Source organism: Halococcus agarilyticus (genome assembly GCF_000334895.1).
GTDB classification, from domain to species: domain Archaea; phylum Halobacteriota; class Halobacteria; order Halobacteriales; family Halococcaceae; genus Halococcus; species Halococcus agarilyticus.
The window spans coordinates 46,828-66,509 of the sequence record NZ_BAFM01000002.1 but is presented as its reverse complement, the minus strand read 5'-3'; the positions used below and the strand labels follow the sequence as shown (position 1 = coordinate 66,509).

Below are 19,682 nucleotides of genomic sequence, written 5' to 3'. Positions count from 1 at the left end.
TTTAACTAGCTATCGGTCTCCCCACCCACCTTTTCGCCTGCCCACCTTTTGCTGCGCTCGCTCATCGGCTTCGCCGACTCGCTCGCTGGCAAAACGTGGATCAAAAGCCTCCTCCTTCCCTCCGGAAGAGCGAAGCTCTTCCGTGCTCTCGTTCGCTCCCTACGGTCGCTCACGAGAACTCCGGTCAGTCGTCGGCCCGCTCGCTCACTGCGTTCGCTCGCGGTCGATCACCAACACCTCCGCAACCACACAGCACGCCGAAGCCCTCGGCGTCTCACGCGAGTGGAACGAGCGTGAGGCTCGTCGTGGAGCGAAGCGGAACGACGGCGCGCGCTCACTCCGTTCGCTCGCGCGCCTCGCCCTTCATCCGCCAGGCACCGCAACCGCCACCGCCACCGCCACCGCAACCACCACTGCACCGCAACCGCCACCGCCACCACACCGCAACCACCACTGCACCGCGACCGTCTACCGCCTGGCGACCTCGTGGCGACCGAACCCGTATCGCAGACGGTTGGCGAGCCGCCGCGCGAACCGACCCTCGTCGGCCCGCGAGCCGAACCGCTCGGCGAGCGCGGTGTAGATCAGCGGTACCGGAATCTCCTGAGCGAGCGCCTCCTCGACGGTCCACGTTCCCGTCGAACCGCCCGCAACGCGGTCGGCCACACTCCCCAGATCACCGCCCTCCTCGCGGAACGCCTCCTCACAGAGTTCGAGCAGCCACGACCGGATGACTGCGCCGTTGTTCCAGGTCCGGGCGACCGATTCGAGGTCGAGATCGTACCGCCCGTCGTGGAGGAGTTCGAACCCCTCACCGTAGGCCTCCATCAGCGCGTACTCCACGCCGTTGTGGACCATCTTGACGTAGTGGCCCGAACCTGCGGGCCCCATCCTCGCGTGTCCTGCGGGCCCGGTCGCCACGGCGTCGAACACCGGAGTCAGCTCGTCGTAGGCCCATCCGGGCCCGCCGATCATCAGCGAGAAACCGAGTTCCGCGCCAGCGGGACCCCCGGATGTCCCACAGTCGAGGTACGCCGCCGGCGTCGCGTCGGCCCGCCGCACAGATTCCTCGAAGTGTGAGTTGCCACCGTCGATCACCACGTCGTCCTCGTCGAGATGGGTTTCGAGATCGCCGAGCGCGGCGTCGATGGCGTCGCCCGCGGGCACCATCAGCCAGATCCGCTTCTCGCTCCCGAGTCGGTCGGCGAGGTCCCCGATGGAGTCGGCCGGCTCGGCTCCCGCCGCTGTGGCGGTCGCGACAGCCTCCTCGTTCACGTCGAAGGCGACCACGTCGTGGCCCGCAGCGAGCACGCGCTCGGTCACGATCCGTCCCATCCGCCCGAGTCCGACGACGCCCAGTTGCATACCCGCCCCTCCGCGGGCGCGCAGGTAGGGGTTGTGGTTGTGCGTCAGGGTGGATTTCGCCCGCGGTTCGACCGGCGTTCGTCACTCGCGGGCGACCCGACCGACGGCGACGTTCCCTCGGCGAGCGACCGCTCCAGCGCGCGGCGCTCGCGCGAATCGAGGTCGTGTTCCCCGCTCGACTGCGTGCCCGGCACGAGATCCTCGACGGTCGCCCCCTGATTCCTCGCGACCCGCTCGACGAGTTCGCCGTCTTGCATCCGCTGAAGGCCGTGCCAGAGGCCGAGGAACAGCGCCGTCGGCGCGACGCAGACGAACGCGCCGACCAGCACGCGGAACAGGAGGTTCATGAATAGTGGTAGCGCTTGGCGTACTAATCGTTGACGCCCCTCACTCTCTCGACACGAGCGCCGGCAGTCGTCGAGCGTTCACGAGCACATCGGAGCGGTGTCGCCCAACACGAACGTTTATCAGACGGACTCGCATGAGTGGTGCCATGAGCGTGATGTCGTCGGTAGTACGTCGCTGAACCACCGACTTGCACGTTCTCGGCACCGTTACTCACCCAGCCGCAGGCATTCGGAAAAGACGACCCATGACAGAGCTAGCTGAAACCTACGATCCCGACGCGCTCGAAGCCAAGTGGCGCGAGGAGTGGCACGAGTCCGACCTGTACCGCTACGATGACGACGACGGCGCAACCGAGTACGTCATCGACACCCCCCCGCCCTACCCGACGGGCGACCTCCACATCGGGCACGCGCTCGGCTGGAGTTACATGGACTTCGCCGCGCGCTACCACCGAATGCAGGGCAAGAACGTCTCCTTCCCGCAGGGATGGGACTGTCACGGCCTCCCGACGGAGGTCAAAGTCGAGGAGAACCACGACATCCGGCGGACGGACGTGCCGCGCGAGGAGTTCCGGGAGCTGTGCGTCGAGCACACCGAACGGAAGATCGACGGGATGAAGGGGACGATGCAGTGGCTCGGCTTCTCCCAGGACTGGTCCCAGGAGTACCGCACGATGGACCCCGAGTACTGGGCGAAGACCCAGCGTTCGTTCGTCGAGATGCATAGTAATGGCTACGTCCACCGCGACGAGCATCCCGTGAACTGGTGTCCGCGGTGTGAGACCGCGATCGCCGACGCCGAAGTCGAGAACGTCGATGCCGAGGGAACGCTCTCGACGGTCCGATTCCCGGGTGTCGACAACGACGCGATCGAGATCGCCACCACCCGCCCCGAACTGCTCGCGGCCTGCGTCGGGATGGCGGTCGACCCCGACGACGAGCGCTACGCGGGCCGGGTTGGCGACACCTTCGAGGTCCCGCTGTTCGGCCACGAGGTCGAACTCGTCGCGAGCGAGGACGTCGACGGCGACTTCGGCACCGGCGCGGTGATGATCTGCACCTTCGGCGACAAGCAGGACGTCGACTGGTGGGCGGAGTACGACCTCGACCTTCGGGCCGTCGTGACCGAGGACGGCCGACTCGACGAGAGCGTCCCGGAGTTCGGCGGGCTCGCGATCGACGACGCCAAAGAGGAGATCAGCACCGCGCTCCAGAAGGAGGGGTACCTTCAGGACGAGGAACCGATCGAGCAGTCGGTCGGGGCGTGCTGGCGGTGTGACACGCCGATCGAGATCCTCTCGAAGGAGCAGTGGTTCGTCCGGGTCGATCAGAACGAAATCCTCGATAAAGCCCGGGAGGTCGACTGGATTCCCGAGCATATGTACGGCCGCCTCAAGGAGTGGACCGAGGGAATGGAGTGGGACTGGGTGATTTCGCGCCAGCGCGTGTTCGCCACCCCGATTCCGGCGTGGTCGTGCGAGGAGTGCGGCCACTGGCACGTCGCCGAGCTGGACGAGCTCCCGGCCGATCCGACCGAGGACGAACCCCAAAGTGACTGTCCCGACTGCGGCGCGGACGCGTGGACCGGCGAGACCGACGTGATGGACACCTGGATGGACTCGTCGATCTCGGCGCTCCACGTCGCTGGCTGGCCCGAGGCCGACTTCACTCCCGTGCAGCTCCGCGAGCAGGGCCACGAGATCATCCGGACGTGGGCGTTCTACACGCTCCTGCGAACGGCCGCGCTCGAAGACCAGAAACCGTGGGACGAGGCGCTCATCAACGGGATGGTGCTGGGCGCTGACGGCAACAAGATGAGCAAGTCGAAGGACAACTCGGTCGCCCCCGAGGAGGTCGTCGAGGAGCACTCCGCCGACGCCTTTCGACAGGCGCTCGCCCTCGGCGGCCAGCCGGGGAGCGACATCCAGTTCCAGCCGAAGGAGGTCACGAGCGCGTCGCGCTTCCTGACGAAGCTCTGGAACATCACGCGCTTCGCGAGCGGGCATCTCGACGCCGAAACCGCCGCTGCAACGGCCGCCGACGGGGGGGCGATCGACGAGGCTGCCACCGACGCCGACCGCTGGATCCTCTCGCGGTGCGCGCGGGTCGCCGACGAGGTCGCCGCCGACATGGACGAGTACCGCTTCGATCGCGCGCTCCGGAAGCTCCGGGAGTTCGTCTGGCACGACCTCGCCGACGACTACGTCGAACTCATCAAGGGCCGCCTCTACGAGGGCAGCGACGCCGAGCGCGACGCCGCACGCCACGCGCTCTCGGCGACGCTCTCGGCGTCGCTCCGGATGCTCGCGCCGTTCTCGCCGTTCCTCGTCGAGGAGGCGTACCACCACCTGCCCGACCCGTCGGGCAGCGTCCACGCTGCCGCGTGGCCCGCGCTCGACGTCGCCGACGACGCCGCGGAGGCGCGCGGCGAACGCATCGCCGCGGTCGCGAGCGCGGTCCGGGCGTGGAAGTCCGACGAGGGAATGGCGCTCAACGCCGATCTCGACCGGATCGAGGTCTACGCCGACGGGATCGCCGAACTCGACACCGGCGACCTGAGTGCGACGGTGAACGCCCCGGTGAAGATCGAGACAGGCGAGCCGGACGTCGAGATGGTCGCCGTCGGCGTCGATCCCGACCACAGCACGATCGGCCCCGAGTTCCGCGATCGAGCGGGTGCGGTCGTGGGCGCACTCGAAGCCGCCGACCCTGCTGCAATCGAACGCCAGAGGAACGAGAACGGCACGATCGAACTCGACATCGAGGGTGAGGCGGTCACGCTCGACGGCGACGCGGTCGGGATCGAGCGAGAGCAGCGCGTCGCGGGCGAGGAGGTCGCGGTTCTCGACGCCGACGGCGCGACGGTGCTCGTCTTCCCGTAGCACCGTCCTCCATCACGTATCGCAGAACGATTCTCTCGGGGTATCGCTGCACCGAGCCGCGGCCACGGAGTCGGACATCGGAGAAACAGGGTCGTCGACGCGATCCGGGCTACTGGCTGCGACCGCTCTCAGGCGTAGCGTTCGAGCTCGGGTCGGTCGAGGTCGTCGAGCACGTCGCCCGCCGTGTCGTCGAGCAGGCTCTGGCCTTCGGCGGTGATCCGGCGGCCCTCGCCCTCGGCTGTCTCGACGAGCTCCTCGGCTTCGAGCTGCTGGAGCGCGGTCCGGATGATCTTCCCGCTGCCCTCGGTCTTCTTCGCTGGCGCGACGCCGTAGCGGTTCGAGCCGTCCTTGGTGTCGCCGTAGGCGGTCGTGAGCCGGTCGACGCCGATCTCGCCGTCGATGGCGACCCGCCGGAGCAGGCTGGCGGCGCGCGTTCGCCAGAACTCCTCCTGTTCGGGCGGGAGTTCGCGGCCCGCGCCGGTCTTCGCGTAGGTCGCCCAGTCGGGGCGCTCGATGCTCTCGGGGAGACGCTCGACGAGCGCGTCGATGAGCGCGTCCGCCGGAACGTCGTAGAGAGTTGCCATACGTACGAAACGCTCGCGGGTGGGGTTAAACGCGTCGGTAGCGTTCGAGGGAGCGCAGTCGATCGCGTGCATCTGCCCCGTCGTCGTCACGAAACTCCCGATCGGTCGCTTTCTCGGGGAACGCATCGATGAGGGTCGATCCGTCTCTGGCAAATCCCGGCACAAATGAGAACCGCAAGCCACACACCTCCCCAACCGACTCCTTCGCTCCGTTCGCTCCGCTCACTCCGCTCAGTCATCCCTCGCGCGAGTCGCGCACTCCGTGCGCTCCCGCGCGCCACCGCCTCCCAATGGACGCCTCACTACCGAGAAGCGCTCCGTCAGCGGTCGGCGAGCACCGCCGCGGTGCCGCCGCCGATGACGGTCGGGAGGAGGTAGGTCGCGCCGCGATGGATGAGGACGGCGGCCGTCACGGTCGCGAGCGGGAGGCCGGTGGTTGCGAGAACGAGCGCACCGAGGACTGCTTCGACCCCGCCGAGCCCACCGGGGAGTGGTGTGATGCTCGCCATCGCGCCCGTCGGGATGGCGACCAGCACGACGGCGGGCGAGACGGTGTGGCCGAGCGCGAACAGCGAGAGCCAGAGCGAAGTCGCGAGCCCGACCCAGCCCGCCGTCGAGAAGACGAGTGCGAACACCAGTCCACGGGGGTTGGTGGCGACGCGCTCGACGGCCGTGAAGAAGCCCTCGATCCGGCGTTCGAGCGCGGCCCGGCTCGGAGCCGATCGACGCGGGACGAGTTCGCCGAGCCGCTGGAGGAGCGGGGCGAGCGAGTCGACCGCGGTCCGTTCGAGCCGGTAGCGGTTGCGCCACCCGAGCACCACTGCGATCGGCACCACGACTGCGAACGCCACGACGGCAGCCGCCGCGTACTCGAGGTTCTCGCCGAACGTGATCGTCGACGCGAAGTAGCTCAGCCCCACGAGAGCGAGCGCGATCGAGGGGACGAAGTTGAGCGCGTCGACGCTCGCGATCGCCGCGAGCCCGGTCTCGTACTCGCGGTCGGTCGCCCGCGAGATGAGTAGCGCGCTCACCGGTTCGCCGCCGGCCTGGCCAAAGGGCGTGACGTTGTTCGCGAACGTCGCCCCGGCGAAGACGAGCACGGCCGCCGGCACCGTGATCGGCGCGCCGAGTACGCCGAGCACCGTGTGGAGCGACATCCCCCACGCGCTGAGCCAGCAGATCGCGATCGCCACGATCCCGACCAGCACGGGGAGGCTGGCCCCCGCGAGCGCGTCGATAGTTTTGTCGATCCCGACGCCCCAGACCAGGACGGCGAGAACGCAGAGCGCACCCGCAAAGCCGACGAGCGTGGCTCTGAGGTCGTCGCCGCGGATCATGTCGGTGTCGAAGGAGCGACCTCGGGATGAACCCTCCGGAACGCGCTCGCGGCTGTCACGCGGCGTCCCCCGATCCCGCCGTCGACCGGACCGGTTTTCCCACCGGGCACCGAACGCCGATCATGGATGAGCGGGCGGCTCTCGACGCGCTCGCCACGAGCGTACCCGCCGCGGGCGACGACTGCGCGGTCGTCGACGGGTCGGTGCTCACGACCGATATGCTCCACGAGACGACCGACTTCCCCGACGGCACGACGCGGTACACCGCGGGCTGGCGCGCGGTCGGCGCGTCGCTGTCGGACGTGGCTGCGATGGGGGCCGAAGCTCGGGCAGCGGTCGCGGTCTACGCCGCCCCCGAACTCGACGAACGTGGTTTGAGAGCGTTCGTCGACGGCGCGCGCGACGTCTGCGAGGTCTGTAGGGCGGAGTACGTCGGCGGCGATCTCGACACGCACGACGAGTTCACGACGGCGACGACCGCGCTCGGTCGGACCGACGACCCCGTGTTGCGCTCGGGGGCGGCGGCCGGCGAGGCAGTCTGCGTGACCGGCCGGCTCGGGCGGAGCGGTGCGGCGCTGCGGCTGTTCGATGGGGGCGAGCACGACCGCGCGAACGACCTCTTCCGGTTCACACCGCGGGTCGCGGCGGGCGAGGTGATCGCTCCGCACGCGGGCGCGATGATGGACGTGAGCGACGGACTCGCGCGCTCGCTCCACCAGCTCGCCGCCGCGAGCGACTGCGGGTTCGCGGTCGATACCCCGTTGCCCGTCGCCGATGTCGTTCAGGAGATCGCCGCCGATCCGGCCGAGCAGCGCGAACTGAGCGTCTTCTTCGGCGAGGACTTCGAACTCCTGTTCACCGTCCCCGAGCGCGCGCTCGATACCGCCCGCGAGGCCGCACCCGTCGACGTTTCGCGGATCGGCACGGTCGTCGAGAGCGGCGTGACGCTCGATGGCGACCCACTCGACGATCGGGGCTACACTCACGGGTAGCGTGCTGTGCGGGCGCAGTGGTTGTGGTGTGGTGGCGGTTGCGGTGTGGCTGCGGTGCGGAGGCGGTGGCGGCTGCGGCGTGGTGGCGGCTGCTGTGCGGGGCGTCACCTGGCGGATGAAGGGCGAGCGACCGTCGGGAGCGAGGGCTTCTGCGGTGCTGTGCGGGGCGGTTGTGGGAGCGCCAGCAGTTCTACCGCGAGCGAGACCGGAGTTCTCGTGAGTAGCGCGGGACCGAAGGTCCCGCGGACCGTTCGCGCGGCGAAGCCGCGCGAAGACGAAGGCGAACGAGAGCACGGAAGAGCTCCGCTCTTCCGGTGTGAGCGAGGGCTTCCGCGGTGCTGTGCGTGGCGGTCGCGGAGAGCGCCAGCGATCGCACCGCGAGCCGTGGGCGAGCGAGCGGGTGTTTTTAGTCCAGGTTTTTGCGGGGAGGGGTGCCCGCAGCGCGCCGCAGGCGCGCGAGGACACCCCTCCCCGCAAAAAAGTGGGTGGTCCTACGGCACGACCAGCTCGAACGGCACCGGCGTGAAACAGAGCGCGCCGAGCACGAAGGTGACGAGGCCGAGTGCCGTGCGTTTCGCGTCGAGCGCGTCGTCGTAGATCGGCGTCGCGGGACCGGCGTACGCGATCCCGAGGCTGAACACGCCCCAGAGCACCCAGAGGAAGACGGCGTTGAACGCGGCCTCCCGAACGTAGTAGAGGTAGGCCGCGAGCCCGAACAGCGCGGCCGGGACCAGCGCACCGACGGTCTCGTGGCGCTTGCCGACCATCGCGCGCACGAGGTGGCCGCCGTCGAGCTGGCCCACAGGGATCAGATTCAGAAAGGTGACGAACATCCCGACCCAGCCCGCGAACACCACGGGGTTGACGATCGTGCCCGAGCCGTACCCGAGCTGCTGGCCGGTGAGGGCGGCGATGGCCTGGATCAGGGGCGGGTAGTTGAACGCGATCGGGATCACCGGCTCGGTCACCGGTTCGAGATGGAGCCCGACGATCGTCACTGTGCAGGCCGCGACGAGCCCGGCGAGCGGGCCGGCGACGCCGATGTCGAACAGGGTCTTCCGGTCTGGCATCCGCCCGCGCATCCGGATCACCGCGCCCATCGTCCCGATCACGTTCGGCAGCGGGATGAAGTAGGGCAGGCTCGCGTCGACGCCGTGATACCGGCTCAGCGCGTAGTGACCCAGTTCGTGCACGCCGAGCACGAAGAGGACGGCGAGCGAGAACGGCCACCCGGCGAGCACATCGAGGGGGGCATCGAGGAACTCCCCGAACCCCCGGACGGAGCCGTACCAGCGTGCGCCAGCGTACAGCGTCGTGAGTACCGTGAGCGCCGCAAAGAGGAGGTTTCGCCACGGCACTCCGTCGATCCCGGTCGAGCGTGGCGTGGCGACGAGGACGTATCGCGATCCACCGGTCTCGACGCCGGTCAAGGGGTCCTGTCTCGGCTCGCTCGTCAGCCGAACCTCGTACCCCCGATCGCGAAACACCGGCCAGAGCCGGCGTTCGAGCCGCTGTCCACCGACGAGCGGCTCGCCGTAGTACTGGAGACGGCCGTTCTCGGCGGTGATTTCGGTGACGCGAAAGAAGCCCGCGAGCGCCTCGGGTGGCGGTCCCTCGGCGGGCGGTTCGCTGTCATCCATCGTTTGTTCCTCGTGTCGGGCAGGGATAAACCTGCAGACCGTTCACCGTGCGGGCCGCGTCAGCGGGGACCCGATTCAGGGCGGGAGCGCGGGCCGACAGCCCACTCGCCGATCACGCGGGTTCGACGCGCCACGTCGTCGCGCTGGTGTACGACCACTTCTCGATCTCGAGGTCGGTCGCCGCGTCGCTGAGCTTGCACATCAGCGCGCCGATCTCCTTCGGCGAGAGCCCCACCTCGTCGGCGATGAACTTGCTCTTGAAGTAGAGCTCGCCGTCGGCCGCGTTGCGTTCGAGATACGTCTTCAGGCGCTGCTCCTTCGCGTCCGCGTCGACCCCGGTGGACTGTGTCGTGCTCATTGTCGGCCTCCACCCGGGATGCACAACCCCAATGTATTATAGCCGACAGATGCTTCGAGTAGCTTCGGGTCCTTTCACGATGTGAGCGGACCACACGCTCGTTTCACGACGCTTCGAGAGATCACGAGACGTTTTATCGTCCGCGCTGCGTTCGTCGTTTCTTCTGTAGCTGTTCGTCGCTGCGCGCCGATCGAGAGCGCGTCACACGATTCTCCCGGCCGTTTTCCGGTCATTATTGCCGGTTGTCGTTCGGTGGTATGCGCCGCGGTGGCTCACGCGCGCTCGTGGAGCCAGAACTGCTCGTCGGCCGTGATCTCCTTCTTGAAGATCGGGACTTCGTCCTTGAGCCGGTCGATGCCGTCCGAGACGGCCGCGAACGCCTCCTCGCGGTGGCCCGCGAGCACCACCACGAACACGATGTCCTCGCCCGACGTGATGACACCCGTGCGGTGGTGGGCGAGCACGCGCTGGACACCCTCACGGGCTTCGAGATCGGCGATGATGGCCGCGAGGCGCTCCTCGGCGACGCCCTCGTAGGTCTCGAACTCGAGGTGTTCGGTCGGCGCGTCGTCGTCGGCGTCCCTCGTCCGGACGCGACCGGTGAAGGTGGCGATCGCGCCCGAGCGGTCCGCGTTTGGGGCGGATTTGACCTTCTCGACCAGCGACTCGAGCGTGACGCGGGGTTCGAGATCCCCGATCGCCGCACACACCGCATCGAGATCGACCCCGTCGGCGTCCGTGGCCGCCGCGAGTTCGCGGCCGGCGTGGTCGCGGTCGCCGAGGACCACCGCCGGGAGGTGGCGGCCCGAAAAGCCTTCGACGATCGCGTAGTCGTGATCGGGGACGAGGTCGTCGAGGATCTCGTCGAGATCGCACGCGTCGCCGGTGGCGAACCAGGCCTCGTCGTCGACGCCGTAGGTGACCGCTGCGCCCGCGGCGCGGTGGCGAGCGGTATCCTTGCCGCGGGTGTCGATGTCGGGCGCGTGATCGAGGTGTTTGATCGTGGCGACCGAGCCGCGCTCGTCGAGACGGTCGACGAGCCGCTCGATCAGCGTCGTCTTCCCCGTTTCCGAGGCACCGACGACAGCGAGAGCCTTCATAGCCGAAAGGGGGCCGCAATGTGCTTGTACCCTTCGACGGCGTTGATAACCCTTATGCGTGCGTCCGGGCAATCCGGCAGCAATGAAACTCGTTCTCTCGCTCGGCGGGAGCGTTCTCGCACCCAGAGACCCCGAACGCGTCGGCGCGCACGCCGCCGTCATCGAGAACCTCGTCGAAGCGGGCCACACCGTCGGTGCGGTCGTCGGCGGCGGCACCGTCGCGCGAGAGTACATCCACACCGCCCGCGAGCTCGGCGCGAACGAGATCGAACTCGATCAGTTGGGGGTCGACACCACCCGGCTCAATGCCCGCCTCCTGATCGCGGCACTCTCGGAGCGCGCGGCGACCCGCCCCGCACGGGACTACGAGACTGCGGGCGCAGCGCTCAGGCGCGGCGAGATCGCGGTCATGGGCGGCGTCGCACCGGGTCAGACCACCGACGCGGTGAGCGCCGCGCTCGCGGAGTACGCCGGCGCGGATCTCCTCGTCTATGCCACCAGCGTTCCGGGCGTGTTCGACGCCGATCCCGCAGAGGACGACGGCGCACACCGGTTCGAGGAGCTCTCGGCCACCGAGCTCGTCGACGTGATCGCCGACATCGAGATGACCGCCGGTGCGAGCGCGCCAGTCGACCTGCTCGCGGCGAAGATCATCGAGCGCTCGGGCGTGCGGACCGTGGTCCTCGACGGTACCGATCCCGACCGAGTCGCGGAGGTCGTCGACTCCGGCAGCCACGACGGCACCGACATCATTCCCCAAGCCGCGGACGAACCCACCTACTGGGCGATGGATGACTGACGACGGGCCGACTGACCGCGAAATGGCGGACACCACTATCGACGATCCGTACGTCCTCAGCGGCTCGCAGTCACACGACTTTTGGGCTGTATCGGTTGCGGAGCGAATCCTCGAACGTGGCCCCGACGATCCAATCGTCATCAAGGGTGGGATCTCGCCGTCGGGGGTGCCCCACCTCGGGAACATGAACGAGATCGCGCGGGGGTACTTCGTGGCGGAGGCGTTGCGTGAGCGGCGGGCGGCGCGACCGGAGGGAGAGCCGCCAGATACGCGAACGGGGAACGGAGTGACCCGTGAACGGGGACACACGGTTCGGCAGGTGTTCACCGCCGACGACCGCGATCCGCTTCGGAAGGTTCCCCGCAAGCTCGCCGACCTCGACGGCAACGTCGTCGGCCTCGGCGAGGTCGACGCCGGCGCGCTCGGTCGCAATCTCGGCAAGCCCTACACCGCGATTCCCGACCCCTTTGGCTGCTGTGATTCCTACGGCGCGCACTTCTCGAACCTCATCGAGCGGAGCGCCGACCTGCTCGACGTCCCCGTCGAGACGGTCTCGAACACCGAACTCTACGAGTCGGGTGCGTTCGACGACGTGATTCACCACCTCCTCGAACACCGCGAGCAGGCACGGAGCGTGCTCGCGAAGTACCAGGACAAGGTCGACGACGACTACGTTCCCTTCCGGCCTATCTGCGCCGAGTGTGGCCACGTCACCGAGACGGACGCCGTCCAAAGCGTTGATCTCGACGCTGAAACTGTCGAGTACGTCTGTACTGACGTCGAGGCCGGCGATCGGATCATCGAGGGCTGCGGCCACGAGGGAACTGCGACCTTCCGCGAGGGAAAACTCCCGTGGCGCTTCGAGTGGCCCGCCCAGTGGCAGGTGCTGGACGTGGACTTCGAGCCGTTCGGGAAGGACCACGCCGAGGGCTCGTGGCCGAGCGGGGCCGACATCGCCCGGAACGTCCTCGGCGACGTTCCTCCAGTCCCGATGGCCTACGAGTGGTTCACGCTCGACGGCGAGGCGTTCTCGTCCTCAGCGGGCCACGTCATCATGGTCCAGGAGGTGCTCGAACTGATCGAACCCGAGGTGCTCCGGTACTTCTTCACCAAGGACCCGAGCACGGCGCGGGACTTCTCGGTCGAGCGGGTCGATCAGCTTGTCGACGAGTTCGACCGCTTCGAGCGGGCGTACTTCGACGAATCGGGAACCGAGGCCCGATCGAGGGAGACCGTCGAGGTTGCCTACCCGGCAGTTGTCGGCGACAACGCGGAGCCACGGCTCCGGCTTCCGTACACCTTCGCCGCCGTGCTCGGGATGACCGACGACGCCGAACTCCGCGAGAAGATGGCGCGTCGTGAGGATCACATTCCCACGGACGCCTCCGAGGAAGCCGTCGCGGACGCGCTCGCGCGAGTCCGTGGCGCGCGCACCTGGGCCGAGCGCGTCGACAACGCCTACAACTACCGCCTCGCCGCCGACCTCCCTGCCACGGAGTTCGACGCCGCCACCGAGGCCGCGCTCGACGACCTCGCCGATTTCGTCGAAGCGGGTCACGCCGGCGAGGCGATCCAGAGCGAGATCTTCGAGACCGCGCGGGACCACGATCTCGATCCGGGTGAGCTGTTCGCCGCTGGCTACCGGCTCTTCTTCGACACCGACCAGGGACCGCAGCTCGGCACGTTCCTCGCCGATCTCGACCGCGCGTTCGTGGTTCGTCGTCTCCGGCGCGAGGCGTAAGCCGTCCCGTCAGTTCGCCATTCGACGACGCGATGGGCAGCTGATTCCGTGAGTCGCCGCCGGGCAAACCAAACCCTCATGGCCGCGAGGACCGCAGAACGGGTGATGGTTAGCACGCTGGTGTGGGTGCTCTCGGGTCTCCTCGCCTACACCCTCGTCGCGACGGCGCTCCAGTCGTGGGGAATCCTGCCGAACTCGGTCCGGGTGTCGGGTCCGATCACGACGATCCACACCCAGCGCGGGAAGCGCTTTCTCGACTGGCTCGCGGGACCGAAGCGGCTCTGGCGGGCGTGGGCCAACGTCGGCGTCGGGATCGCGCTGGTGGTGATGGTCGGCTCCTTCGCCGCGGTGCTTCTGAGTGCCGTCAGGATCTTCAACCAGCCCGAGTCGACGGTCATCACCCAGCCTCAGGACGCGCTGGTGATCCCCGGGGTCAACCAGTTCCTCCCGCTCTCGGTCGCCCCCGAGATCGTGCTCGGTCTCCTCGTTGGACTGGTGGTTCACGAGGGCGGCCACGGACTGCTCTGTCGGGTCGAGGACATCGACATCGACTCGATGGGGCTCGCGCTGCTCGCGGTGATTCCGATGGGCGCGTTCGTCGAACCCGACGAGGAGAGTCAGGCGCGCGCCGACCGCGGGGGCCGCACCCGGATGTTCGCGGCGGGCGTTACCAACAACTTCGCGATCACCGTGATCGCGTTCGCGCTGCTGTTCGGCCCGGTAGTGGGGTCGATCGCGGTCGCGCCGGGTGTCCCCGTCGGCGGCGCGCTCAACGGCACCCCCGCGGCCGACGCTGACATCGATCGCGGCGACGTCATCACCCAAGTCGACGGACAGCAGGTGGCGAACGCGAGCGAGTTCGACGCCGCGCTCGCCGACGCGAACCGCACGGTCGAGGTCTCGCTACAGGACGGCAACACTACCACGGTACAGCGGTCGGTCGTCGTCACCAGCGCGATCGAAGGCGGTCCGCTCGCCACCGGGACGACGATCGAGGCGGTCAACGGTACGGCCGTCGGCACCGAGCGTGGGTTCCACACGGCACTCGAAAACCGATCGACGGCACGGCTCGCCACCGACAACGGAACGGTCACGATGCCGGTCGGGGCGGCCACGACCGTGACGCCCGATGGCCCGTTCGCGAACGCGAGCGACGGGCTGGCCGGCGAGTCGGTGGTCGTCACTCGCCTCGCGGGCGAGCGCACGGAGAACCGGTCGGCGTTGGGCACCGCCCTCGCTGGGACGGAACCTGACGAGGCGGTTCGCGTCGAGGCGATCGTCGGTGGCGAAGCCGAGAACTACTCGGTCCGACTCGGTGAGAACCCCGACACTGGAAGCGGGTTCCTGGGGGTTCGGATCGCACCAGGTACGACCGGGATCGCCGTCGACGACTTCGGCGTTCGATCGTATCCCGCCTCGCAGTACCTCGGGTTGCTCGGCGGTGACGGTGGCGACGGAGCGGGCGGAGCCGGTGGGCTGGGCGGTTCGCTGATCGCCCGGTTCCTCGCGGTGATCACGCTGCCCTTTGCGAGTGCGGTCCCGGGAGGCGGTGGCCTCGTCAGCTTCGCGGGCTTCGTCGGTCCGGTTCGTCAGTACTTCACAGTGACGGGGCCGCTGTCGTTCCTCGGCGGTGGCGTGTTCGGTCTCGCGAACGTGCTGTTCTGGACCGGCTGGATCAACGTGAATCTCGGGCTGTTCAACTGCATCCCGTCCTTTCCGCTCGACGGCGGACACATCCTCCGGGCAAGCACCGAGGCGGTGGTCTCGCGGCTCCCGATCGGCGGGCGCGAGGCGCTCACCGGTGCAGTGACGACCGCCGTGACGCTCGCGATGCTCGGCGCGCTCGCGATCATGATCTTCGGACCGACGGTGCTCGCGGGCTGATGCAGGACGGCCGCACGCTTATGGACGGGTCACCCCTCCACCGGGTATGAACGGGCGAGTCCTGGTCCCGCTGACCGATTCGGCACACTCGTGGCCCGGCCTCGAACACGCGCTCGAACGGTTCCCGGATGCCGACGTCACGGTGATGAACGTCGTCGATCCTGCGGGAGCCGGCTACGGCGAGCGCTCGGCTGACGCCACGGCGGACGACGCCGATGCCACCGGGACGCCAGCCGAGACGCTGTTCGATGCCGCCGGCGAACTGGCGAGCGAACACGGCACGACCCTCGATACGGCGCTCGTCGAGGGGCGTCCCGCCGAGGCGATCGTCGCGTTCGCCGAGGAGCACGACGTCGACGCGATCGTGATGGGGAGCCGTGGACGCTCCGGCGTCTCGCGCGTCCTCCTCGGGAGCGTGGCGGGGACGGTCGTCCAGGATGCGTCCGTTCCGGTCACGGTCGTTCCCTGACTCTTTTCCGATGGCAGGTTGTCGTGCTCCTGCTCGGTAGGGCTGGACGGTCGTGATCCGCGGCGTTTTAGGGCCACACGCCGAACGTCCGGTGATGGACGATCGGATCGCCACGAGCCTCCACACGGGACTGCTCGTCGCCGTCGTGGGTGGGGTCGCGTGGGTGACCGGGCTGCCGGCGCTGTTCCCGAGCCTTGGTCCCTCGGCATTCGTGCTTGCGACCTTCCCCGAAAGCGAGGCGAGCGATCCTCGACGGGTGATCGGGAGTCACGTCCTCGGTGTCGTCGCCGGGTTGGTGAGCTATCACCTCTTTGCGAGCGGGATCGTCGTGACGAGCGAGATCGTCCCGTTTTCGGCCGCTGGACTCAGGCTCGCAGTCAGCGGCGCTGTGGCGATCGTCTTGACCGTCACAGCGATGCTCCAGTTCCGCGTCCGGCATCCGCCAGCGTGTGCGACGACGCTGATCGTCGCGCTCGGGTTGTTGCCAACGTTCTTTCAAGGGACGCTGATCGTCGCCGCCGTGGTCGTTCTCGTCGCGGTTCAGGAGGCGATCCTCCTGTACGACGGGCTGACCGAGCGGGTCGGCGGGATCGTGACGGACCGTTCCCGATCGGATTGATGTGTCGGCTCCGACGGACGATTGGTTGCCGACGGCCACTATCCCTACCGAAAGAGTCACTGCGGACCACTACCGGCGGTGTCAGCTGTGGTTCGCTTATCCCGCCCCGACCCGTCGATACTCGATGAACCGGACCTCGACTGTGACTGCTCTGTTCGTCTCGGCGGCGATCCTGTTTCGGAGTCGTTCCGGTAGCTGTGGATACTGTTGCCCGGCGGTTCGCGCCACGACCACAGTGACAGACCCCTCCCGACCGAGCAGGCCCGCAGCGCCGTACTCGGTCGAGACCGACGCGAGTTCGAGGTCCGAGTACTCCGGCTGGGCGAGCACCTCGTCCACGTTCCGATTGACCGTCTGTCCGAACAGGAAGTACTGGTAGGTACTGAACAACACCGCGACGACGAGGACGACGAGGGCAACGGTCGCTACGGTCGAAATGACCGTCTGCGGCGTGAACGAGAGGCTTTCCGAAAAGCCACCGAGGTTGCTGGGCCGATAGCCGAAGCCGAAGAGAGCGACGAGAGCGGTGAGGTTGATGAACACGACATTCACGAGGAGCAACGCGAACGCGCCGAGCGCCAGCAGCGGCTGGGACCAGACGACGCCGATACCGACCGCGGCGGCGGCCGGGACGATCGCCGCCGCAACCGCGACGCCGGCGATCGCCACCGGAAGATCGGTCGCAAGAGCGAGCGCGCCCGCGGCCCCGGCAACGACCGCGATGACGAGCGTGAGCAACGTCGGCGTCGAGAAACTTCCGACCACCGAGATCCGGCCGACGTCGACCGTGGGCGACACGAGATACCCCCACGAAAGACGAACGCCGCGATCGTGGCGCTGACGATGGCGATGGCGACGCCGAGGAGCTGTGACCGGAGACTTTTCGCGGTCGAGCGCAGGTCGCCACCCACGACGCCGACACTTGCGGAAAGCGCAGAGCCGGTGAGCGGAGAGACCACCATCGACCCGACGACGACGATGGCGGAGTTGAGCAGGAGACCCGCCGTGGCGAGGGCCGCGCTGAGCACGCCGAAGACGACGAACATCGTCGTCTCGGGCGTGAGTTCCTGTGCCTTGGTTCGCAGCTCCGCGTGCGAGAGGCCGATCTCGTCTTCGGGGCCCTGCGTGTAGCGCCCCTCCAGTTCGTCGAAATGTGGCGTCGTGGCGGTCTCGATCTCGGTGACGATGGTAAAGGCGTCATCGTCGAGGCCCGCTTCGGAGAGGTCGTCGAGCATCCCCTCGACCGCGCCGGCCGGGGTCGGAAAGTAGACGATCGAGGCGTCGTTGCCCGCCGCCTCGTCGGCGATGACGTAATCGGCGTTCGCGTCGTCGAGCGCGTCGAGCACGCTCTCGCGTGACTCGTTGGTAACGCGAACCTGTATAAGACGCATCAAACTATTCGACAGGCGGCGACCGCATACATATACTGATTCCGTGATCGACGTCTTCGAAACGGTCCCGGTGCTTCACGATTCGTCGAGTGTTTCGGGATCCACCTCGACGTCACCGGGGTCGCCCGCCTTGATCGCCTGGCCGTAGTTGAGCAACGCGACGAACACCGACCCGCCGACGGCGTTGCCGACCGTCGTCCAGAGAAGGAAGTGTCCGAACTGGGCGAGTGTGACACCCTGCCCCCTGAACATCGCCGAGAGCAACTCCGTCGTCCCGAGGAGCGCGTGGTGGAACGGGCCGAACCCGATCACTCCCGTGACCATCCAGATGAGGAGCACCTGCCCGACCGTATCGCGGCCGGCGGCGACGAGCCACGTCGTCAACCCCATCAGCCAGCCCGCGATGACGCCGCTTAGGAGGATCGCCCACCACGGCAGCCCCAGCAACGCGTCGGCGAGCATCCCGGCCGCTTCGGGCGTGACGATTCCGAGCGGCGGTCCGGCGACGGCGATGAACCCGGCGAAGGCTGCACACCCGATCAAGTTGCCGACCAGAACTACGCCCCAGAGCTGACCGAGATCGGCGACCGAGGCACGGCGGTCGATGACGGGCAACACGCCCAGCGTCGTGTGGGCGGTGAACAGTTCGGTCTGGCCGATGATGACGATGACAAACCCAACGGTGGAGACGTTCGCTAGTACGAATCGCTGGACGAGCGCCGATTCGAACCCACCCGAGAAGGTCAGCGTCATTCCCATCATCAGGGCCCCGAAACTCACGTTGAGGCCGGCCGCGACCGCGGAGATGAACAGCCCGCTCAACGGGCGGTTGATCTGTTTGACCGCGATTTCGAGTTCGCGGCCCAGTATCTGCCGGGCGGCGAGGGTCGGTTCCGGCGTACTCGTCTCCTCGGTGGTTTCCTCGTCCTCGGCCATGTCAACCGACTCCGCCGTTCGTTCGGCCGTCGGTCGTTCGAACGGTCTGATTCGTTTCCTCGATTCCGATGTACGCTCGCGGTCGCCGGTTCGAGCTCCGGAATCCGTTTCGGATCACGGAATCACTCCTCCCCGCCTTCGATTTCGGACAGCTCTTCGTAGCGCGCCGAGTACAGCTGTTCGGTTTCTCGGAGCACGAACGGGCCGATCGCCAGCGTTCGCTTGATGACCGTGAGCACCCGGACGACGTAGGCGAGCACCACGGCAAAGGGGGTGAGCGTGAGCACGTACATCGCGCTGACAAAGAGAAAGGCGGTGTCGATCCCGAACACCGCGGAGCCGAACAGCCGCGCAGCGTCGAAGGAGAGTATCATGTAGGCGGCGATCGCCAGCGCCGGCATCGCGCCGTAGAGCACGCCCCGCGAGATGTTGATGATCTCCCACTGGACGTATAGCGTCTTGAAGTGCTCGCGCGCCGGGCCGAAAAACCGCAGCGACTCGATGAGTTCGTCGAAGATCTCGTCGGCCTCGTCCGACAGCGAGTCGGCGTACTTCTCCCGGAGGTTGCGCGCGGCGAAGATCTTCCACGAGTAGTTGTAGTTGAGAACGGGCAACAGGACATCGAACGAACCGAAATCGACGTTTTCCAGCTCGCTGGTCACCTCCTGACTGTGTTCCAAGAGTCCGTCGGCGTAGCTTTCGATCTCCGCCAATCCCTCCTCGTCGTCGGCTTCTTCGCTGACAGTATCCCGCAGTTCTCGTGCGTACGTATCCGCCGTCTCGATGAGCGTTCTGAGAAATCGGGAGGGTTCGGCCGGCGCGACCTCGATGCCCGCGGTCTCCTCGACATCGTTACGGAACTTGGTTTCGTTTCGCATCTTGTCGCGTTGCTCGCCGAGCGGGCCGATCTCCTCGGTGAGCACGAACTGGGAGATCGAGAGCACGAGCGTGATGCTCGTGATGAGCGCGATGATGACCGACCCGAACAGCGACGACACGGCGCTCGTGGTGACGATCTTCCGTACCGAACTCGGCCCGAACACGTGGAGCACGAGGAGCGTCACGTACGCCAGCAGCAAGAACACCCCCGTGACGATCCACCGGTTCGCGGTGATGAGAAACCATATCTTCAGTCGGCTCTCGCCGACGCGCTCGCGCATCGTATCGGCCGGTCGCGTGACGCTCTCCGAGTCGGTCGTCGAGTCACTCATCCGCGGCCCCCTTATCAGTTCCATACA

18 protein-coding genes and 1 pseudogene are annotated in these 19,682 nt (G+C 67.7%); 8 read left to right on the top strand and 11 right to left on the bottom strand.

The features are described 5' to 3' along the window. Positions 1-468: 468 nt before the first annotated feature. Both gnd and TX76_RS01845 read right to left on the bottom strand, forming a co-directional pair. On the bottom strand, positions 469-1,365 hold the full coding sequence (gnd, locus tag TX76_RS01850) for a phosphogluconate dehydrogenase (NAD(+)-dependent, decarboxylating) (protein WP_049898666.1): 897 nt from the start codon (positions 1,363-1,365) through the stop codon (positions 469-471). Positions 1,366-1,409: 44 nt separating this feature from the next. Next, complete coding sequence (locus tag TX76_RS01845; RefSeq protein WP_228842281.1) at positions 1,410-1,712, bottom strand: hypothetical protein; 303 nt, start codon at positions 1,710-1,712, stop codon at positions 1,410-1,412. Positions 1,713-1,957: 245 nt separating this feature from the next. On the opposite strand from TX76_RS01845, the gene TX76_RS01840 reads away from it, so the two are divergent. Continuing rightward, positions 1,958-4,594 (top strand): valine--tRNA ligase, encoded by a 2,637-nt coding sequence (locus tag TX76_RS01840; RefSeq protein WP_049898664.1) that lies wholly within the window; start codon positions 1,958-1,960, stop codon positions 4,592-4,594. Positions 4,595-4,722: 128 nt separating this feature from the next. Here TX76_RS01840 and TX76_RS01835 read toward each other — a convergent pair whose 3' ends face one another. Together TX76_RS01835 and TX76_RS01830 are read right to left on the bottom strand one after the other, a co-directional pair. Further along, positions 4,723-5,178 (bottom strand): 30S ribosomal protein S19e, encoded by a 456-nt coding sequence (locus TX76_RS01835; RefSeq protein WP_049898662.1) that lies wholly within the window; start codon positions 5,176-5,178, stop codon positions 4,723-4,725. Between the two features lie 320 nt (positions 5,179-5,498). After that, the gene (locus TX76_RS01830; protein WP_049898661.1) at positions 5,499-6,515 is read right to left on the bottom strand and encodes a lysylphosphatidylglycerol synthase transmembrane domain-containing protein; all 1,017 of its coding nucleotides are present in this window, start codon (positions 6,513-6,515) and stop codon (positions 5,499-5,501) included. 122 nt (positions 6,516-6,637) lie between these two features. Here TX76_RS01830 and thiL point away from each other — a divergent pair, with 122 nt between their 5' ends. Further along, complete coding sequence (gene thiL / locus TX76_RS01825; protein ID WP_049898659.1) at positions 6,638-7,507, top strand: thiamine-phosphate kinase; 870 nt, start codon at positions 6,638-6,640, stop codon at positions 7,505-7,507. A 491-nt stretch (positions 7,508-7,998) separates the two neighbouring features. Here thiL and TX76_RS01820 read toward each other — a convergent pair whose 3' ends face one another. From TX76_RS01820 to TX76_RS01810, 3 genes are all read right to left on the bottom strand, one after another. Next, complete coding sequence (locus TX76_RS01820) at positions 7,999-9,147, bottom strand: site-2 protease family protein (RefSeq protein ID WP_049898658.1); 1,149 nt, start codon at positions 9,145-9,147, stop codon at positions 7,999-8,001. Between the two features lie 112 nt (positions 9,148-9,259). Next, a complete protein-coding gene (locus TX76_RS01815; protein ID WP_049898657.1) occupies positions 9,260-9,505 on the bottom strand; it encodes a DUF7123 family protein in 246 nt (81 codons plus the stop codon). Positions 9,506-9,777: 272 nt separating this feature from the next. Then, entirely contained in the window at positions 9,778-10,605 is an 828-nt protein-coding gene (locus TX76_RS01810; protein WP_049898656.1) for a molybdopterin synthase, read from the bottom strand. Between the two features lie 82 nt (positions 10,606-10,687). On the opposite strand from TX76_RS01810, the gene pyrH reads away from it, so the two are divergent. The 5 genes from pyrH (at position 10,688) to TX76_RS01785 (ending at position 16,117) form a co-directional block, all read left to right on the top strand. Then, positions 10,688-11,404 carry a UMP kinase gene (pyrH, locus tag TX76_RS01805; protein WP_049898655.1) on the top strand — a complete coding sequence of 239 codons (717 nt, stop codon included), beginning with the start codon at positions 10,688-10,690 and terminating at the stop codon, positions 11,402-11,404. After that, the gene (lysS, locus tag TX76_RS01800) at positions 11,397-13,145 is read left to right on the top strand and encodes a lysine--tRNA ligase (RefSeq protein WP_049898653.1); all 1,749 of its coding nucleotides are present in this window, start codon (positions 11,397-11,399) and stop codon (positions 13,143-13,145) included. Before pyrH ends, lysS begins: the two co-directional genes overlap by 8 nt. Before the next feature lie 105 nt (positions 13,146-13,250). Further along, positions 13,251-15,029 carry a site-2 protease family protein gene (locus TX76_RS01795; RefSeq protein ID WP_049898926.1) on the top strand — a complete coding sequence of 593 codons (1,779 nt, stop codon included), beginning with the start codon at positions 13,251-13,253 and terminating at the stop codon, positions 15,027-15,029. Positions 15,030-15,075: 46 nt separating this feature from the next. Then, entirely contained in the window at positions 15,076-15,498 is a 423-nt protein-coding gene (locus TX76_RS01790) for a universal stress protein (RefSeq protein WP_049898652.1), read from the top strand. 94 nt (positions 15,499-15,592) lie between these two features. Next, positions 15,593-16,117: an HPP family protein gene (locus TX76_RS01785; RefSeq protein ID WP_049898651.1), complete on the top strand. Its 525-nt coding sequence runs from the start codon at positions 15,593-15,595 to the stop codon at positions 16,115-16,117. Between the two features lie 96 nt (positions 16,118-16,213). Here the strand turns inward: TX76_RS01785 and TX76_RS01780 are convergent, their stop codons facing one another. Together TX76_RS01780 and TX76_RS18480 are read right to left on the bottom strand one after the other, a co-directional pair. Further along, positions 16,214-16,915 (bottom strand): DUF389 domain-containing protein, encoded by a 702-nt coding sequence (locus tag TX76_RS01780; protein ID WP_267462352.1) that lies wholly within the window; start codon positions 16,913-16,915, stop codon positions 16,214-16,216. A 71-nt stretch (positions 16,916-16,986) separates the two neighbouring features. Further along, positions 16,987-17,079 (bottom strand): annotated as a pseudogene (locus TX76_RS18480) (hypothetical protein); the annotation flags it as partial. Positions 17,080-17,208: 129 nt separating this feature from the next. Here TX76_RS18480 and TX76_RS18240 point away from each other — a divergent pair. Further along, on the top strand, positions 17,209-17,475 hold the full coding sequence (locus TX76_RS18240) for a hypothetical protein (RefSeq protein WP_228842292.1): 267 nt from the start codon (positions 17,209-17,211) through the stop codon (positions 17,473-17,475). Positions 17,476-17,583: 108 nt separating this feature from the next. Here TX76_RS18240 and TX76_RS01775 read toward each other — a convergent pair whose 3' ends face one another. Beyond that, positions 17,584-18,444 carry a formate/nitrite transporter family protein gene (locus TX76_RS01775; protein WP_049898650.1) on the bottom strand — a complete coding sequence of 287 codons (861 nt, stop codon included), beginning with the start codon at positions 18,442-18,444 and terminating at the stop codon, positions 17,584-17,586. Between the two features lie 122 nt (positions 18,445-18,566). Next, complete coding sequence (locus TX76_RS01770) at positions 18,567-19,655, bottom strand: hypothetical protein (protein ID WP_049898649.1); 1,089 nt, start codon at positions 19,653-19,655, stop codon at positions 18,567-18,569. Between the last annotated feature and the right edge of the window lie 27 nt (positions 19,656-19,682).

Excerpts from the sequence above, each read along its gene's own strand:
- TX76_RS01770 (WP_049898649.1), bottom strand. The coding sequence starts at position 19,655 with ATGAGTGACTCGACGACCGACTCGGAGAGCGTCACGCGACCGGCCGAT.
- TX76_RS01790 (WP_049898652.1), top strand. The coding sequence starts at position 15,076 with ATGAACGGGCGAGTCCTGGTCCCGCTGACCGATTCGGCACACTCGTGG.
- TX76_RS01785 (WP_049898651.1), top strand. The coding sequence starts at position 15,593 with ATGGACGATCGGATCGCCACGAGCCTCCACACGGGACTGCTCGTCGCC.
- lysS (WP_049898653.1), top strand. The coding sequence starts at position 11,397 with ATGACTGACGACGGGCCGACTGACCGCGAAATGGCGGACACCACTATC.
- TX76_RS01840 (WP_049898664.1), top strand. The coding sequence starts at position 1,958 with ATGACAGAGCTAGCTGAAACCTACGATCCCGACGCGCTCGAAGCCAAG.
- TX76_RS01830 (WP_049898661.1), bottom strand. The coding sequence starts at position 6,515 with ATGATCCGCGGCGACGACCTCAGAGCCACGCTCGTCGGCTTTGCGGGT.
- TX76_RS01815 (WP_049898657.1), bottom strand. The coding sequence starts at position 9,505 with ATGAGCACGACACAGTCCACCGGGGTCGACGCGGACGCGAAGGAGCAG.
- TX76_RS01810 (WP_049898656.1), bottom strand. The coding sequence starts at position 10,605 with ATGAAGGCTCTCGCTGTCGTCGGTGCCTCGGAAACGGGGAAGACGACG.
- pyrH (WP_049898655.1), top strand. The coding sequence starts at position 10,688 with ATGAAACTCGTTCTCTCGCTCGGCGGGAGCGTTCTCGCACCCAGAGAC.
- gnd (WP_049898666.1), bottom strand. The coding sequence starts at position 1,365 with ATGCAACTGGGCGTCGTCGGACTCGGGCGGATGGGACGGATCGTGACC.
- TX76_RS01820 (WP_049898658.1), bottom strand. The coding sequence starts at position 9,147 with ATGGATGACAGCGAACCGCCCGCCGAGGGACCGCCACCCGAGGCGCTC.
- TX76_RS01775 (WP_049898650.1), bottom strand. The coding sequence starts at position 18,444 with ATGGCCGAGGACGAGGAAACCACCGAGGAGACGAGTACGCCGGAACCG.
- TX76_RS01795 (WP_049898926.1), top strand. The coding sequence starts at position 13,251 with ATGGTTAGCACGCTGGTGTGGGTGCTCTCGGGTCTCCTCGCCTACACC.
- TX76_RS01845 (WP_228842281.1), bottom strand. The coding sequence starts at position 1,712 with ATGAACCTCCTGTTCCGCGTGCTGGTCGGCGCGTTCGTCTGCGTCGCG.
- thiL (WP_049898659.1), top strand. The coding sequence starts at position 6,638 with ATGGATGAGCGGGCGGCTCTCGACGCGCTCGCCACGAGCGTACCCGCC.
- TX76_RS01835 (WP_049898662.1), bottom strand. The coding sequence starts at position 5,178 with ATGGCAACTCTCTACGACGTTCCGGCGGACGCGCTCATCGACGCGCTC.